The organism is Alloacidobacterium dinghuense (genome assembly GCF_014274465.1).
Taxonomy (GTDB): Bacteria; Acidobacteriota; Terriglobia; order Terriglobales; family Acidobacteriaceae; genus Alloacidobacterium; species Alloacidobacterium dinghuense.
Genome location: NZ_CP060394.1, coordinates 1,502,357 through 1,519,415, shown reverse-complemented (window position 1 = coordinate 1,519,415; position 17,059 = coordinate 1,502,357). Strand labels below are relative to the sequence as shown.

Sequence of the window (17,059 nt, the reverse complement as noted above, 5' to 3'; positions counted from 1 at the left end):
ATGGCAATCAGCGAAACAGCAGCGCATCCCTTTCGGATTGAAGAGGACGCCCTGGGTGAAGTCAAGGTTCCCGCAGATCATCTTTGGGGCGCACAAACCGAACGCTCTCACGTTAATTTTCAGATCGGCGTAGAGCGCTTTCGCTGGGGGCGTCACGTAATCCGCGCCCTCGGCATCCTGAAAAAATGCGCTGCCCTCGCCAATGGAGAATTGGGCCAACTGCCGAAGGAAAAAGTAGACCTCATCGTGCGCGCCTCCCAGGAAGTCATCGAGGGCAAGTGGGACAGCGAATTCCCGCTGGTCGTCTTTCAGACAGGCTCCGGCACACAGACCAACATGAATGCAAACGAGGTGATCGCGAATCGTGCGATCCAGATCGTAGGAGGCCAACCCGGCTCAAAGAAACCCATTCACCCCAACGACGATGTAAACCACAGCCAATCGTCGAATGACACCTTCCCAACCGTAATGCACATTGCAACCGTCGAAGCCATCGAGAGCCTGCTGCTTCCGGCCGTGGCCGAACTCCGCGAAGTGCTCAACACCAAGTCACAGGCCTATGAACACATTGTCATGATCGGCCGAACCCATCTTCAGGACGCGACACCATTGACGGTCGGCCAGATGATTTCCGGCTGGGTCGCGCAACTCGATCAAGCCCTCGACACCATTCGCCAATCGCTCCCGTTGATTTATGAACTGGCCATCGGAGGCACCGCCGTCGGCACCGGGCTCAACGCCGACTCACGCTTCGGCGAAGTCACTGCCCGTTACATAGCCCAAGAAACCAGCAAGCCCTTCATCTCGGCTCCGAACAAGTTCGCGGCACTCTCCGCTCACGACGGCATGGTCACCGTCAGCGCAACACTGCGCACGCTCGCAGGTGCGCTCATGAAAATTGCCAACGATGTTCGCTGGTACGCCTGCGGCCCACGAGCTGGTTTTGGCGAACTCAAGATCCCGGAAAACGAGCCGGGATCATCCATCATGCCGGGAAAAGTAAACCCGACGCAGTGCGAAGCTCTCACCATGGTCGCGGTTCAGGTCTTCGGCAATGACCATGCCGTGGCCTTCGCCGGATCGCAGGGCAACTTCCAACTCAACGTCTACAAGCCGGTCATGCTGCACAATGTTCTCGCATCCACCGAATTGCTAGCCGATGCCTGCCGCTCCTTCACCGAGCATTGCGCCAATGGAATCGAGCCGAACGAAAAACGCATCAAAGAGCATCTTGAGAACTCGCTGATGCTGGTCACCGCCCTCAATCCTCACATCGGATACGAGAAGGCCGCGAAGATCTCCCTCACCGCATACCGCGAAGACATCAGCCTGCGGGAAGCCGCGCTCAAGCTCGGCTTTCTCACCGCCGAACAATTTGACGAGTGGGTGCGGCCGGAGGACATGACCCATCCACTGCAAAAGAAGTCTTCAGGTAGCTAACACGCTCCTTTTAATCCTTCTCTGCTTCGGCCATCACTGATATTACGATTGACAAGCCGGCTGTTTTGAGCCGTCGCGAATATCGAGCATGGCGACAGTGACCCAAACCTTGCCGGAACGCCCTTCGCCACTCATCTGGCTCAAGGACTTTCTCAAAGAAGAACTCGCACCCTATCCAGGAAGAGGCGCGCTTGTCGCGCGCATGGTCATTGCAGCCACCGTCGTGATGGTCATTACGATGACCTTCAAAATCCCCTTCGGTGCCTACGGCGCGATCTATGCTTTCACCATTTCGCGAGATAGTACCGAAGCGACAGTGACTGCCGCGAAAACCGCCATCATCGCATTCATTCTGTCAGGAAGTTATATCCTCATCGGTGCCATTTTCTTTGCCGGTGAACCATTTCCGCGCATGCTGTGGGTCATCGGAACGTTCTTCCTGCTCTTCTTCGCCCTCAGCGCCACAACGAATTACTTCGCAGCGAACCGCTTCGCATACCTGGTTGCGGTCACAATTCCACTCTGGGACCGGCACGTCCCCGCCGGAACACAAGTTGAAGACACTCTCTGGGCGATCTTCGGAGTGATGATTGCCAGCCTGCTCACGGTAGCCTTCGAGCTCATCTTCTCGCATTTAAAACCGTGGGATGATCTTGTTGAATCCATCGCAGAGCGCTTGCGCGCGGTCGAAGTGGTTCTTAACACCGACGGCGGGGCTCACCCTGTCGATCCCGCGGCAAGAAAAACAATTACCCGCTACAGCATGCTCGGCACATCGAGGTTGCGACGGATTCTGCAACGCAGCACCTACTCCGCCCAATATGCTGAGAGAATGAGCGCCATCGTCGCGCTCACTGGAAGGCTTGTAGATCTAACTGCCGTCCTGGCATATCTCGAGATCAGTATTCCCGACGATGCAAGCCGGAAACGAATCCGCACACTCGCCGCCGGCGTTGCGGATATTCGCACCAATCTCCTTAATGGAAAACTTCCTTCGCCCATCGCGTTTGAGAGTGAAGAGGCTGCCGCGCGCAGCGTTCCATTGTTAGTCGAAATACAGAGAACGGTCTCTCAGATCTCCGAGATATTCTCACATTCGCCGTCCATCAGCCCATACGCACGCACTGAAATCAGTACCGAAAAGCCGTGGAAGCTGTTTGTGCCGGACGCCTTCTCAAACCCCGACCACATTAAGTTCGGCTTGCGTGGTTGCTTTGCGGCAAGCCTGTGCTACATCACTTACAACGCGATCGATTGGCCCGGCATCAGCACGGCCATTACCACCTGCCTGTTGACCGCCCTCACAACCATTGGCTCATCCCGCCAGAAACAGATCTTGCGTTTTGCCGGGGCCATTCTGGGCGGGGTCATATGTGGGATGGGCGCGCAAATATTCGTCCTGCCTTCTCTCGACTCCATCTGGGAATTCACCGTTCTCTTCGCGGCGGTGATGACCCTCGCGGCCTGGGTCGCGACATGTAGTCCGCGCCTCTCCTACGGCGGATCGCAAACTGCAGTCGCCTTCTGCCTTCTTAACGTGCAGGAGTTCAAATTCCAGACGTCGCTCGCCATAGCAAGAGATCGCGTCGTCGGCATCCTCTTTGGCCTTGCCGTCATGTGGATCGTCTTTGATCAGATCGGCGGCGCGCCAGCTGTCATCGAGATGAAGCGTACATTCATCTCAGGCGTTCGATCGCTCGCCGAATTCATGAGAGAACCTCGTTCCAGCGACAGAAAAGTCGCCATTGAACGCGCCGCTTCGATGCGCGAGGCCATCAACAAGACCATCGACAAAGTCCGATCACTCGCCGACGCTGTTCTATTCGAATTCGGGTCGTCCCGACAGCGGGATATGGCTTTACGAACCCGCATAGTGCAATTGCAGCCGCAACTCCGTCTCATCTTCGTAACGCGAATCGCTCTACTCAAGTACCGCCTCGGTCTCCCCGGTTTTGTGCTGCCGGAAGAACTTCACGCCGCGCAACTGACCTTCGACGAATGGCTGGCCCAACTGCTGGACGGCATGGCGGACCGGCTTGAAGGAAAAGGGCCGCACCTTGATATGAGTAACCAAGCAGCCATCGATCGTTTGGAAAAAGCCGTACAGACCGCCTCTGCAAAGGAGCCGGTAACAGAACCCGGGCCGGCCTTGGCAGCGCAAACGCAGACATTCCTTTCCTTATCGCGCAGCATCGCTACCACAGCACTCTCCCTCGATAAGGAAATCTAAGCACGTACTCAACCTGACAAACTCAAAAAAAAAGCTGGGTAGCAAGTAGCAGACTCCTTGCTATAGAATGCCGTGCCAGCGGCGGAATGGGCCGGGTGTGAATCCCTCTGCCGTGGAGGGACTCATGTCTGCAGCGCCCGACGTAGTCTGGAAAAACGGCAAGTTCGGCCAAACTTCGCGCCGTGATGCCTGGTGGCTTTCTCCCACCCTGGTCTTCCTCGGCTTCAGCGCCTTTATCGTTTATTCCACCTGGGCAGCATTTCAGAACCAGTACTACACCTTCGGACCATACATATCGCCGTTTTATTCACCGGAGCTTTTTGGCAGTTCGTCGCACGCGCTCTTCGGCCCGAAACCACACTGGCTTCCAGGCTTTTTACCCTATTCGCCTGCATTCCTCATCCTCTGGATTCCCGGCCTCTTCCGCCTTACCTGCTACTACTATCGCGGCGCGTACTACAAATCCTTTTGGGCCGATCCCCCCGCCTGCGCCGTAGGCGAACCGCGCAAAAGCTACCTCGGCGAGAGAAGCTTCCCGCTCATCATGCAAAATTACCATCGTTACTTCTTGCGCCTCTCCTATATTGTCTGGTTCTCCCTCGTCTACGACGCCATCGTTTCCTTCCGTTTCCCAAGCGGCTTCGGCATCGGCGTTGGCAGCCTCGTGCTGACCATCAACGTCATCCTGCTCGGCGGATACGTCTTCGGCTGTCACGCCTTCCGTCACCTCATCGGAGGCACCTTCGACTCCATCTCCGAGCACCCCATCCGCCACAAGCTCTACAACGCCGTCAGCTTCCTCAACAGCAAGCACAAGAACTGGGCATGGGCCTCCCTCTTCTGGGTCGGCTTCTCCGATATCTATATCCGCCTCTGCGCCATGGGCATCTGGCACGATTGGAGACTTTTCTAGATGCCCGAATTCCAACGCTTCTCCTACGATGTCTTGATAATCGGAGCGGGCGGAGCCGGACTGCGCGCCGCCATTGAAGCCGCAGCCACCGGCGCAAAAGTCGGCGTCGTCTGCAAATCGCTCCTCGGCAAAGCCCACACCGTCATGGCTGAAGGCGGAGTCGCCGCCGCACTCGCCAACGTCGACGACCGCGACAACTGGCGCGTCCACTTCTCTGACACCATGCGCGGCGGTCAATATCTCAACAACTGGCGCATGGCCGAACTGCACGCCAAAGAAGCTCCCGAATGCGTGCGCGAGCTCGAAGCCTGGGGTGCACTCTTCGACCGCACCAAAGACGGCCGCATCCTTCAGCGCAACTTCGGCGGCCATCGCTACCCTCGTCTCGCCCACGTAGGCGACCGCACTGGTCTTGAGATGATCCGCACCCTCCAGGACCACGGCATTCACTGCGGCATGGAAGTCCATATGGAGTGCACCGTTCTCAGCCTCTTGATGGACTCAGGACGCGTCGCCGGAGCCTGCGGCTACGATCGCGAAAAAGGCCGTTTCCATCTTTGGCAGGCAAAAGCCGTCGTCATCGCCACTGGAGGCATCGGCCGAGCCTTCAAAATCACCAGCAATAGCTGGGAATACACCGGCGACGGCCTCGCTCTCGCCTATCGCGTCGGCGCAGAACTCCAGGACATGGAATTCGTACAATTCCATCCAACGGGAATGGTCTGGCCCATCAGCGTTCGCGGCATCCTCGTCACCGAAGGCGTACGCGGCGAAGGCGGGGTCCTTCGCAACAGTGAAGGCCGCCGCTTCATGTTCGACGACATCCCCGACCTCTACAAAGAGCAAACCGCCGACACCGAAGAAGAAGGCTGGCGCTACACCCAAGGCGACAAAAACGCTCGCCGCCCACCCGAACTCCTTACGCGCGACCACGTCGCCCGCTGCATCAATATCGAAGTCAAAGCCGGGCGCGGCTCGCCGCACGGCGGCGTCTTCCTCGACATTTCATGGATCAAGCAGCACATCCCCGGATCCGAGGAGCACATCAAGCGCAAGCTCCCCAGCATGTACCACCAGTTCAAGCAGCTCGCCGACCTCGACATCACGAAAGAGCCAATGGAAGTCGGCCCCACCACGCACTACATGATGGGCGGCATACGCGTAGACGGCGACTCGCAAATGTCCAACGTTCCTGGCCTCTTCGCCGCCGGCGAAGCAGCCGCCGGCCTCCACGGCGCAAATCGCCTGGGCGGCAATTCCCTCTCTGATCTTCTCGTCTTCGGTCGCCGCGCCGGACGCTACGCCGCCGAATTCGCGAAGTCCAACAGCGCACCCACCATTGACGAACAATATCTGCAATCCACCGCAACCGCAGCCCTCGCACCCTTTGAGCGTGGCCCATCTGGCGAAAATCCCTACCAGATCCAATACGACCTGCAGGACACCATGCAGGACCTCGTCGGCATCGTGCGCACCGAAAGCGAAATGGAGCAGGCCCTCGACAAAATCACGCAACTCGATGAGCGCGCCGAGCGCATCGGCATCACCGGCAACCGCGAATACAACAACGGTTGGCACACGTCATTCGACGTCCCAAACATGCTGCTCGTCTCCGAAGCCGTCACCCATGCCGCCATCCTGCGAAAAGAAAGCCGCGGCGCCCAGTTCCGCGAAGACTTCCCCAACAAAGACGCCGAATGGGGCAAGTACAACATCATCGTCAAGCAAGGTACGCAAGGCGAAATGCAAATCGAGAAACGCGCCATCGCACCCATGCCCGAAGAACTCAAGGCCGTGATCGCAGAGATGAAATAAGGGGGAGATGAAATAAATGGCCACCCAAGCCACATTCCGCATCTGGCGCGGCGACGCCGCAGGCGGCCAGTTTCAGGATTACACCACGCAAGTGGAAGAAGGCATGGTCGTCCTCGACGCCGTCCACCGCATCCAGGCCCAGCAGGCCAACGACCTTGCCGTCCGATGGAACTGCAAAGCCGGCAAGTGCGGCTCCTGCTCTGCGGAAATCAACGGCACGCCGAAGCTCATGTGCATGACACGCCTCAGCGACATCAACCTCGAAGCACCCGTCACCCTCGAACCGATGCATGCCTTCCCGCCCATCCGTGATCTCGTCACCGACGTCTCATGGAATTTCCGCGCCAAGAAAACCATCAAGCCCTTCAAGCCACGCACTCCCGACGCCCCTGACGGTACATGGCGCATGCAGCAGGACGACGTCGAGCGCGTACAGGAATTTCGCAAGTGCATCGAGTGTTTCTTATGTCAGGATGTCTGCCATGTCCTCCGCGAACACCACAAGCACGACGAGTTCATCGGCCCGCGCCTGCTCGTCTACGCCGCCGCCCTTGAAATGCACCCGCTCGACACCGAAGACCGCGTCAGCGACCTGCGCCACAAGCACAGCATCGGTTATTGCAATATCACAACCTGCTGCCGACAAGTCTGCCCCGAGTCAATTACGATTACCGAGAACGCCATCATCCCGCTCAAAGAGCGGGTCGTGGACCGCTACTTCGATCCCCTGAAGCGGCTCTTCCGCATCCTGTAACTCAGGAGGAGAATCCGATGTTCAACCTCAAGCCCATCTCGCACGACAGTATCGAAACCGCCCTCGCCAAAGCCGAGCGCTACCGCCTACTCAACGAGCCCCACGAAGCCGAAAGCATTTGCCACGACATCCTGGCCATCGATCCCGCCAACCGCGAGGCCCGCATCAGCCTCGTCCTCGCGCTCACCGACGAGATCCCACAGGAACCCGCCGCCTTCAACAGCGCCCTATCCGCAATCTCCAACCTCGAATCCGAATATGACCGCGCCTACTATTCCGGAATCGCATGGGAGCGGCGCGCCAAATCCTACTTCGACGCCAACGGCCCCGGCTCCACCGGCTACGTCCATGACTGGATCGTCAAAGCGCTGCAATTTTTCGAGCAGGCAGAACATCTGCGTCCCACTGGCAACGACGACGCCATCCTTCGCTGGAACACCTGCGTGCGCTTCCTCGAACGCCACAAAGACCTGCGCCCCAAAACCGAAGAAGCGCCAGAACCTATCCTCTCGGAGTAATTGCAATCCGCATGAATGCGGCGTCAGGCGTCACCGAGCCGATCGGTCGAATAGCAAGCGAAAAGGTCGAATTAAGTAATAAAGAGGATAAAGGGCTTTGGGCAGCGGGAAAACCGCGATGTCCCTGTGGCCTGGCCGTAACCAATCGAGCGACCCGATTAGCCTTGCTCGATCACGCAATCCCAACAGCCGGATGTCGTATGGCACGCCACCCTTGGGCGTGCTTCCAGGCGCGACAAACAAACTCTCTTGTATATGTCTTGCCAGCTTGCATACCACGGCATCGGCCTCGAAGTCCTGCAACGTCGGCTGCGGAACCGAGGCACCCGCAACTCGGTGTGCGACCAGTATTCCCAAAGCCAGAGCTCGCCACAGTCCTAACTCTTTAGCTTCGCGGATGACCTCGTTCCAATCTAGGTCGGGCGATACACGCAGAAGCTGCGCGACGTCACAGATCCAGGCAAGTCGTGACCACACATGCTTGCTTCCGTGCATGCAAAGCACGAGCAATGCGGTCTCCGGATTCATGTCTAGAACCTCAGCCCCTGCTAGCGTTGTCGTTCGTGCGCGTTGCTGCACCCAGTCCAAGCCGAGAGCGTGTCCGAACCTTGGTACCCTTCTATTGTTAGGCTGAGAAAGCTGTAGTCTCCAGCGAAGTTCAATGAACATTCCATCTGACTGTCGCTCGAATTGAAATTCGTAGTGGTCTGGCATGGCCGGCGCTCCGTCAGCCAGTACATCGGTTCGCAGTTCGAAGCCTCTTTTCTGAAGAACAGCCGTGGCTCGCGCAAGATCGCAATAGCGGATGAGTACATCCAAATCACCGGCAGAACGCATCGTCAGATCGCCATAGATCGACGCAGCGAGCGCAACACCCTTGAACGGCATCGCAGGAATCCTCTCGCCATCGAAGGCCTGGAGCACGGCGATCAATTCCGCTGCATTCGCCAGACAGTGAAATACATTGCGATGATATTCCGCCCGCAAGCGTTCCTGCGTGATCGCGGGTGCTGCCGATCCCATGTCCGCGAGGCGCGAGAAAACCAGGGGCAAGACGCGATGCTCCTCCGCCCGCTTGAGTAGCGAATCCCAGTCGCGAACTCCAGCGGCAAGCTGATAGATTTCGTCAGCCTTAGCCGACCGCGCAATCGCACGCAGCAGGTCACAAGATTCGGAAACGGCCGGCATCCGCCCTCCTTGAGTGAATCGAGCCTTACATCATAACTTACCTTTACACCGCCTTTGTTTGAAGTAACGAGTTACTAAAAACCATGTTGCAAGTTACGCGATAGAAGCACGAGGAAAGCAGGATGTATACGATTTCGAGACAGAAAATCTTAGCTATCGAGAAGACGAACTGACGGTCGCCGTCAGAGCGGGTAGTGGCATCTCGATACCGCATCACAGCCCAAGCCGTAAGCCCGATTGCGATGATTTGCGAATGCCACTGCTTTGAGGTGTTTCAATGTCGTCAAAGATGCAAAAGCAATGAGACTACTCAAATTTTACTAAGCCACAAAAACTAACACCTGGGAGTCCTTTTTCATCGCCTTGGAGCGATCACTCATCCGTCACTTTGTCGGTTTTTTCGTTCAGAATGACATTTTTTGTCATGTTCTGAGTGATGAGCCGCCGATCCCGCATCTCTCGTCATATCTGTATACGCCTTGAAATGAATGAGTTGCAGGAGACACGCGGTCTTGGGAAGAGAAGAGCGCCCATCTACACACCTGTGGCAACCAGAATGCTCACGCCGTTGTTGATACTCCAAGTCTGTTGGCCCATTCCCTGATTCCTTCCTAGAAACCATGATGAATTTATTGATTGACTGGACCATCCGGAATAGTAGTCTGCCTGATCAGGACGCGACCTGCGACCCTGCCGACCGTGGCGCCTGCCTACGGACGAGCCTCTCTAAGCGCCGTGTGTGGAGTCTCAATTTCCTGGTTCTAGCCCTCGCTGCGTGGTTCGGCCTTGGAACGTGCATCTCGTCCGCACACGCCCAAAGCACCTCATTGCCTCCAACCATGACTGTTGGACCCTACACGGTCGACGCCAATGGGGTGAAGTATTATCCAGTAACATCTGTCTACCAGGGCTCACAGCAACAAATCATCCGGGTATTGGAGCCCACAAATCCAGCACCAGGAAAACCGCGGCGCTTTCTTTATGTGCTGCCAGTTGGCTCTGGCGTCGCCAGTCTGTCCTCTGCACCATTCAGCGACGGCCTGGAAGAACTGCGCCTCCTCGATGTCCAGGATCGCTTCAACCTGACGCTCATTGCGCCATCGTTCAACTACGAACCATGGTATGGCGACAACGTTCTCGATCCAACGAAGAGAATGGAGAGCTTCATTATTGATAATCTCGTTCCCTTCGGAGACACCCTTGCCCAAGGCGCCGGAACTCCACAGCGCTATCTGATCGGGTTTAGCAAATCTGGAAACGGCGTCCTCTTCCTGATTCTCAGACATCCCGGCGTCTTCAGCGCGGCTGCAGCCTGGGACTCCCCGGCGCAACTCAGTGATCTCTCGGCCTTCGACGCGCTGCCAATGAATTTTGGCACGCAGGCAAATTACAACACCTACAACATCCCGGCACTCGTCTCGAGCAATGCCCAGCCCTTCCAGCAGCAGAACCGGCTTTGGGTCAGCGGCGACCAAGCTGCATGGACTGCCGACATGATTCAACTTAACAGTCAGCTGACCGCGGCTGGGATTCCGCACACATGGGTGCAAGGCGGAGTTCGCGCACACAGTTGGGGCAGCGGCTGGCTGGACGGCGCAGTGACTGATCTCGACGCCAATGCAACTCTTTCTCCCCCGACACCAGGCCTCACACCGGCACGCAGCGGAGGGCTGCCAGCCGGTGCGCTTCCCGCAGGAATCACGCAGGTAACCCTGAGCCTGACCACGGACGAGAACGCCACCTGCCGCTATGCCACCTCCGCCGGTGTCGCCTACGCAGCGATGACCAGCACCTTCACCACTACCGGGGAAACTGCGCACGCAACGCCAATCACCGGCCTCCAGGATGGCGGCAGCTACAGCTACTCCGTCCGCTGCCAGGACAGTTCCGGCAACGCCAACCCGAACGACTACACCATCGCCTTCACCGTAGCCAGCAGCAGCGATGGCACAGGCGTCAGCGGCAGCACCGCCACCAGCACCTTCAGCGGCGTCGAGGATCCCTTATCCGAGAACGGCATGTGGGGCGCCTCCGGCTCCTGGTCCACCCTCAAGAAAAACAACGGCGCCTACACCACCAGCAGCACCAGCGCCGCTCGCCTGGTGCTGCCCGTCGTCGGCACTGACCAGTTCTCCGAGATCACCTACGATCAGGATCCCGGCAACGCCAGCTGGATCGGCGTCATGACCCGCATGCAGAGCCCGGGCAACGGCAGCGGCTACCTCGCCATCGCCTATGCCGGACAGGTCATCCTCTATCGCACCGACGATATCGGCTACCTAAACTTCACCACACTTGCTTCGGCCGCCACCGACGTGAGCGTCGCTCCCCGCCGCCTGCGCCTCGAATCGCAGGGCAACACCCACCGCGTCTACTTCAACGGCGCGCTCATGCTCACCTACACCGACTCGGCCAACACCTACTCCACAGGTCAGCCCGGCATCGCCGACGCCATCTTCGGCGGCCCCACCGTCCACATCCTCTCCTTCTCCGGCGGCGCCCTCTCCGGAACCGGAACTGGAACCCCCGACACCACCCCGCCGGTGCGCAGCGCTGGACAACCCAGCGGCACTCTGCCCTCGGGAACCACGCAGGTAACCCTGAGCCTGACCACGGACGAGAACGCCACCTGCCGCTATGCCACCTCCGCCGACGTCGCCTTCTCAGCGATGACCAGCACCTTCACCACTACCGGGGGAACTGCGCACGCAACTCCGATCACCGGCCTCCAGGACGGCAACAGCTACAGCTACTCCGTCCGCTGCCAGGACAGCTCCGGCAACGCCAACCCCGACGACTACACCATCGCCATCACCGTCGCCAGCAGCAGTGATGGCACAGGCGTCAGCGGCAGCACCGCCACCAGCTCCTTCAGCGGCGTCGAGGATCCCTTATCCGAGAACGGCATGTGGAGCGCCTCCGGCTCCTGGTCCACCCTCAAGAAGAACAACGGCGCCTACACCACCAGCACCACCAGCGCCGCTCGCCTGGTGCTGCCCGTCGTCAGCGCTGACCAGTTCGCCGAGATCACCTACGATCAGGACCCAGGCAATGCCGCCTGGCCCGCCGTCATGACCCGCATGCAGAGCCCAACCAACGGCAGCGGCTACCTCGCCATCGCCTATAACGGTCAAGTCACTCTCTACCGCACCGACGATGTCGGCTACCCGAGCTTCAGCTGGCTCGCCACAGCCAATACCGACGTGAGCGTCGCTCCCCGCCGCCTGCGCCTCGAATCGCAGGGCAACACCCACCGCGTCTACTTCAACGGCGCTCTCATGCTCACCTACACCGACTCGGCCAACACCTACTCCACAGGTCAGCCCGGCATCGCTGCTGCCATCTTCGGCGGCCCCACCGTCCACATCCTCTCCTTCTCCGGCGGCGCTCTCTCTGGAACCGGAACTGGAACCACCGACACCACCCCGCCGGTGCGCAGCGCTGGACAACCCACCGGCTCTCTGCCCTCGGGAACCACGCAGGTAACCCTGAGCCTGACCACGGACGAGAACGCCACCTGCCGCTATGCCACCTCCGCCGGCGTCGCCTTCTCAGCGATGACCAGCACCTTCACCACTACCGGGGGAACTGCGCACGCAACGCCAATCACCGGCCTCCAGGACGGCAACAGCTACAGCTACTCCGTCCGCTGCCAGGACAGCTCCGGCAACGCCAACCCCGACGACTACTCCATCGCCTTCACCGTCGCCAGCAGCAGCGATGGCACAGGCGTCAACGGCAGCACCGCCACCAGCACCTTCAACGGCGTCGAGGATCCCTTATCCGAGAACGGCATGTGGGGCGCCTCCGGCTCCTGGTCCACGCTCAAGAAGAACAACGGCGCCTACACCATCAGCACCACCAGCGCCGCTCGCCTCCTCACCCCCGTCGTCGCAGCCGACCAGTTCGCCGAGATCACCTATGATCAGGACCCAGGCAATGCCGCCTGGCCCGCCGTCATGACCCGCATGCAGGGCCCAACCAACGGCAGCGGCTATCTCGCCATCGCCTATAACGGTCAAGTCACTCTCTACCGCACCGACGATGTCGGCTACCCGAGCTTCAACGGGGTCGCTTCAGCCAACACCGACATTAGCGTAGCCCCACGCCGCCTGCGCCTGGAATCGCAGGGCAACACCCACCGCGTCTACTTCAACGGCGCACTCATGCTCACCTACACCGACTCGGCCAACACCTACTCCACCGGTCAGCCCGGCATCGCTGCTGCCATCTTCGGCGGTCCCACCGTCCACATCCTCTCCTTCTCCGGCGGCGCTCTCTCTGGAAACCGCAGTGGCGGTGGAACCACCGACACCACCCCACCGGTACGCACTGGAGGACAACCCACCGGCTCTCTGCCCTCGGGAACCACGCAGGTAACCCTGAGCCTGACCACGGACGAGAACGCCACCTGCCGCTATGCCACCTCCGCCGGCGTCGCCTTCTCAGCGATGACCAGCACCTTCACCACCACCGGGGGAACTGCGCACGCAACGCCAATCACCGGCCTCCAGGATGGCGGCAGCTACAGCTACTCCGTCCGCTGCCAGGACAGCTCCGGCAACGCCAACCCCGACGACTACTCCATCGCCTTCTCCGTCGCCAACAGCACCAGCGGCACCGGCGCCAACGGCAGCACCGCCACCAGCACCTTCAACGGCGTCGAGGATCCCTTATCCGAGAACGGCATGTGGGGTGCCTCCGGCTCCTGGTCCACCCTCAAGAAAAACAACGGCGCCTACACCACCAGCACCACCAGCGCCGCTCGCCTCCTCACCCCCGTCGTCGCAGCCGACCAGTTCGCCGAGATCACCTACGACCAGGATCCCGGTAACGCCAGCTGGCCCGCCGTCATGACCCGCATGCAGAGCGCAACCAACGGCAGCGGCTACCTTGCCATCGCCTATAACGGTCAAGTCACTCTCTACCGCACCGACGATGTCGGCTACCCGAGCTTCAGCTGGCTCGCTTCAGCCAACGTAGACGTGAGCGTCGCTCCCCGCCGTCTGCGCCTGGAATCGCAGGGCAACACCCACCGCGTCTACTTCAACGGCGCTCTCATGCTCACCTACATCGACTCGGCCAACACCTACTCCACCGGTCAGCCCGGCATCGCCGCTGCCATCTTCGGCGGTCCCACCGTCCACATCCTCTCCTTCTCCGGCGGCGCTCTATGAAGCCATGGAGCACACATAAGGATGATGCAAAAGTCGCGTTTGAGTTAGACGTGGACTGAGCGCACGCAATTCACTGAATGAAATCAAAGGCCCTTAACGCCCGAGGTCCAAGATTCCCCGCTGGTCTGAGTTTGCATCGCCCAGGGACCCAATTACGAAACCCTGTGCCAATAAGCTTCAAACTCCGTCGCCACGCCTTTCGCGTCGATCAATTCCACCTTCGAAGTAAAGGCATCCGCACTCGTACGATAAATCGTGCTCCGCTTCGGATACGTCCCATTCGGGTTTTCAAAGACCAATTTGTCGGAGCTCACGCTTACCAGCTTCATCGTTGTCGCTGCAGTCCCCGCTTCCTCTCCCAGCTCTGGCGAAAAGAACCTGACTTTCTCCACTACGCCCTCTGGCGTATCGCGCAGCGTGTAGACCTCAATCATGTCCAGCTTCCCGGCCTCGTTCAACAGGTGAAAAATGCAGACCATCGAGCTTGCGTCAGGCGAATCGCAAACCTGCGCAATCTTGCTCGAATCTACTGTTCCCTGCCAGCGCCCCGCCAGAAACGCGAGGTCGGAAACATGTCCCACAGGCACAGCCGGAGGGTCCGTCTCACAGACGGCAACGGTTGCAAACAGAAACAAGTTGAACAGCGCGAAAAGAACTCTGCTGCATATCTTAACTTTCATAACGATCATCTCCTGGTTGAGTTGTCTTTGGCCCGGGGGGAAGAATTCTTGGATTGCTCCAGAAAGCGGAAATACTGGCGCAACTGCTCGATCGACGCATCGAATGGCACGATGCTTTTGTGCGATCGCGACTGCATCACGCCGCCTTCCATCACCGTCAGCACAAACTTCGCCAGCGCCTCAGTATCCGTGCCATTCGGAAGGCGTTCGCCCGCATCTTCAAGACAACGCTTCACCGCCTCAGTCCATCCGCGAAAATTTGCCGCAATCTTCGCGTGGACTTGCTTGCGCGCAGGGTCGATTTCCAGAGCCAGCCGCCCGATCGGGCAGGTGAAATCAAATTCGGTCATCAGAATCTTCTGCCGGTAGCCATCCAGCAGCGCAAAAACGCGCTCGATCGGATCGTCCGTCACCTCGTACACCGGCCATAACAGAATCGGCTCCAGGTTTTCGAGATACCAATCCAGCACCGCCAGCAGCAGCTCCTCCTTGCTCTTGAAAAAGAAGTAGAAGCTCCCGCTGTTCACCTTCGCCTTCTTGAGAATCTCGGCCACGCCCGTCGCGCTATATCCATTGGCATAGAACAGCCACACTGCGGCTTCGATAATGCGTTGGCGCGACGATGATTGTTTCTTAGGCATTTACCTTTACTTAGTTGAACGATCAATCAATTAAATGATCAGAAATATAGCTGTCAATCCCCATTTTGGGAATACGAGTTAGAATAATTTCACTTGTTGCAACGAATACTGGCGTGGAATTATGCCCGTAAAAGCTATACTGGAAATAGGACAGGTATTTTCTTGAGAGGCACGGCGATAGCTGTGCCATTTCCGTTTCTAGATCTTCAAGCACTGATATCCGGGCAGAAAAATCGACTCTTGCCTTTAAACCGAAGTAAATGAGGAATTTACACTTAAATTCGGCAGAATGAGGCACTTACAGATTTGCATCAACCGTAAACCTTTTAGTGTCAAGAATTTAGGTTTTTAGTTGGGGAGGGTCCCGAGCCGTGACGACCGTATGGGTTCTGCTCGCAGGAGCGCCCGCGACCGGAAAGAGCACCCTGGCCCGAGCCCTGTCTTCTCGACTTGGCCGCTGCGCCATCCTCGACAAAGACAGCGTACGCGCCGTGCTCTTCCCCGGCCCGATGACCGATTACACCACCACACAGGACGCTCTCTGCGTACAGGCCATGATCGAAGCAGCTTCGTACATGACCCGCAATCAGCTCGCCGGCTACATCATCTTCGATGGCCGAACCTTCTCGCGCAGCACTCAGATCGAGGAGGTGATCACCGCCTCTGAGAAGGCCGGCGCCAAATGGCGCATCCTGCACCTCACCGTCTCAGACGAAGTCGCGGAAACTCGCCTGAAATCACCCGACCCTGAACACCCTGCGGGCAACCGCGACGCTGCACTTTATCACCGCGTCAAGGCGGCCTTCGAGCCAATCACACGGGAAAAACTCGACCTCGACACATCGCACGGAATCGATTCGATCCTTCCACAGGCGCTCGCCTGGCTGAACACTTAGCCATCCACTGTTACCGCAAGGTATATTGCTCAGATATGGCTGCAAAGACTTCTGACGAGAAATCTCCAGTCACCCTCTGTGTCGACGTGGGTGGAACCGGCCTCAAGATCATGCTCCTTGACCCTCGGGGCAAACCGCTCACCGACCGTCTGCGCACTCCGACGCCGGAGCAACCAACCCCACAGCGCCTGCTCGCGGAGCTGGACAAATTGAAGGACCAGGTTGCGGGATTCGACCGTGTAGCCGTCGGATTTCCCGGTGTCATTAAGCGAGGCGTCGTCTACACCGCCGCCAACCTCCATCCTCAATGGGTAGAGTTCAATCTCCAAGCCGAGCTCGAGAAGCGCTGGAAAAGACCCGTGCGGGTCGCAAACGACGCCGCCGTGCAGGGCTATGCTGCAATTCAGGGCAACGGAGTCGAAATGATCCTTACTCTCGGCACCGGCCTAGGCTCCGCCATTTACACCGAAGGACGCCTTTGCCCCGGCATGGAACTGGCCCACCACCCCTGGCTGAAGGACAAGACGTACGAGGACTACCTCGGGAAACGCGGCCTGAAGAGAGAAGGAGCGAAACGGTGGAACAAGCTGCTGACAAAAGCCATCGAGCAAACCGCGGCGACATTTAACTGGGACCGCCTCTATCTCGGCGGCGGCAACGCCAAGGAAATCCGCTTCCAACTGAGCGACACCATCAAAGTAATCTCGAACCAGGATGGCTTGCTCGGCGGCGTCGCGCTATGGAAGCACAACCCTTGATCCATCCACATGACAACTGTCATCTCCGTTTCGTGACACACTCCACTGC

12 protein-coding genes are annotated in these 17,059 nt (G+C 58.6%); 9 read left to right on the top strand and 3 right to left on the bottom strand.

The window, feature by feature from the left end; all coding sequences use genetic code 11:
* From fumC to H7849_RS06130, 6 genes are all read left to right on the top strand, one after another.
* Entirely contained in the window at nucleotides 1-1,440 is a 1,440-nt protein-coding gene (fumC, locus tag H7849_RS06155; RefSeq protein WP_186745020.1) for a class II fumarate hydratase, read from the top strand.
* 88 nt (nucleotides 1,441-1,528) lie between these two features.
* A complete protein-coding gene (locus H7849_RS06150; protein ID WP_186745018.1) occupies nucleotides 1,529-3,670 on the top strand; it encodes an FUSC family protein in 2,142 nt (713 codons plus the stop codon).
* Between the two features lie 124 nt (nucleotides 3,671-3,794).
* On the top strand, nucleotides 3,795-4,583 hold the full coding sequence (locus H7849_RS06145; protein ID WP_186745016.1) for a succinate dehydrogenase: 789 nt from the start codon (nucleotides 3,795-3,797) through the stop codon (nucleotides 4,581-4,583).
* Nucleotides 4,584-6,398, top strand: coding sequence for a fumarate reductase/succinate dehydrogenase flavoprotein subunit (locus H7849_RS06140; protein WP_186745015.1), 1,815 nt, complete (start codon nucleotides 4,584-4,586; stop codon nucleotides 6,396-6,398).
* A gap of 16 nt (nucleotides 6,399-6,414) precedes the next feature.
* Entirely contained in the window at nucleotides 6,415-7,152 is a 738-nt protein-coding gene (locus H7849_RS06135) for a succinate dehydrogenase/fumarate reductase iron-sulfur subunit (protein ID WP_186745013.1), read from the top strand.
* Nucleotides 7,153-7,169: 17 nt separating this feature from the next.
* Nucleotides 7,170-7,670: a hypothetical protein gene (locus H7849_RS06130; RefSeq protein ID WP_186745011.1), complete on the top strand. Its 501-nt coding sequence runs from the start codon at nucleotides 7,170-7,172 to the stop codon at nucleotides 7,668-7,670.
* A 30-nt stretch (nucleotides 7,671-7,700) separates the two neighbouring features.
* Here H7849_RS06130 and H7849_RS06125 read toward each other — a convergent pair whose 3' ends face one another.
* Complete coding sequence (locus H7849_RS06125; protein WP_186745009.1) at nucleotides 7,701-8,858, bottom strand: nucleotidyltransferase domain-containing protein; 1,158 nt, start codon at nucleotides 8,856-8,858, stop codon at nucleotides 7,701-7,703.
* 620 nt (nucleotides 8,859-9,478) lie between these two features.
* On the opposite strand from H7849_RS06125, the gene H7849_RS06120 reads away from it, so the two are divergent.
* A complete protein-coding gene (locus tag H7849_RS06120; protein ID WP_186745007.1) occupies nucleotides 9,479-14,035 on the top strand; it encodes an alpha/beta hydrolase-fold protein in 4,557 nt (1,518 codons plus the stop codon).
* Nucleotides 14,036-14,187: 152 nt separating this feature from the next.
* On the opposite strand, the gene H7849_RS06115 is transcribed toward H7849_RS06120, so the two are convergent.
* Together H7849_RS06115 and H7849_RS06110 are read right to left on the bottom strand one after the other, a co-directional pair.
* Nucleotides 14,188-14,715, bottom strand: a complete 528-nt coding sequence (locus H7849_RS06115; RefSeq protein WP_186745005.1) for a DUF6265 family protein — start codon at nucleotides 14,713-14,715, stop codon at nucleotides 14,188-14,190.
* Nucleotides 14,716-14,720: 5 nt separating this feature from the next.
* A complete protein-coding gene (locus H7849_RS06110; protein WP_186745004.1) occupies nucleotides 14,721-15,356 on the bottom strand; it encodes a TetR/AcrR family transcriptional regulator in 636 nt (211 codons plus the stop codon).
* 371 nt (nucleotides 15,357-15,727) lie between these two features.
* On the opposite strand from H7849_RS06110, the gene H7849_RS06105 reads away from it, so the two are divergent.
* Together H7849_RS06105 and H7849_RS06100 are read left to right on the top strand one after the other, a co-directional pair.
* On the top strand, nucleotides 15,728-16,252 hold the full coding sequence (locus H7849_RS06105) for a P-loop nucleotide/nucleoside kinase family protein (protein WP_186745002.1): 525 nt from the start codon (nucleotides 15,728-15,730) through the stop codon (nucleotides 16,250-16,252).
* A gap of 35 nt (nucleotides 16,253-16,287) precedes the next feature.
* Complete coding sequence (locus tag H7849_RS06100) at nucleotides 16,288-17,010, top strand: ROK family protein (RefSeq protein WP_186745000.1); 723 nt, start codon at nucleotides 16,288-16,290, stop codon at nucleotides 17,008-17,010.
* Nucleotides 17,011-17,059 lie beyond the last annotated feature (49 nt).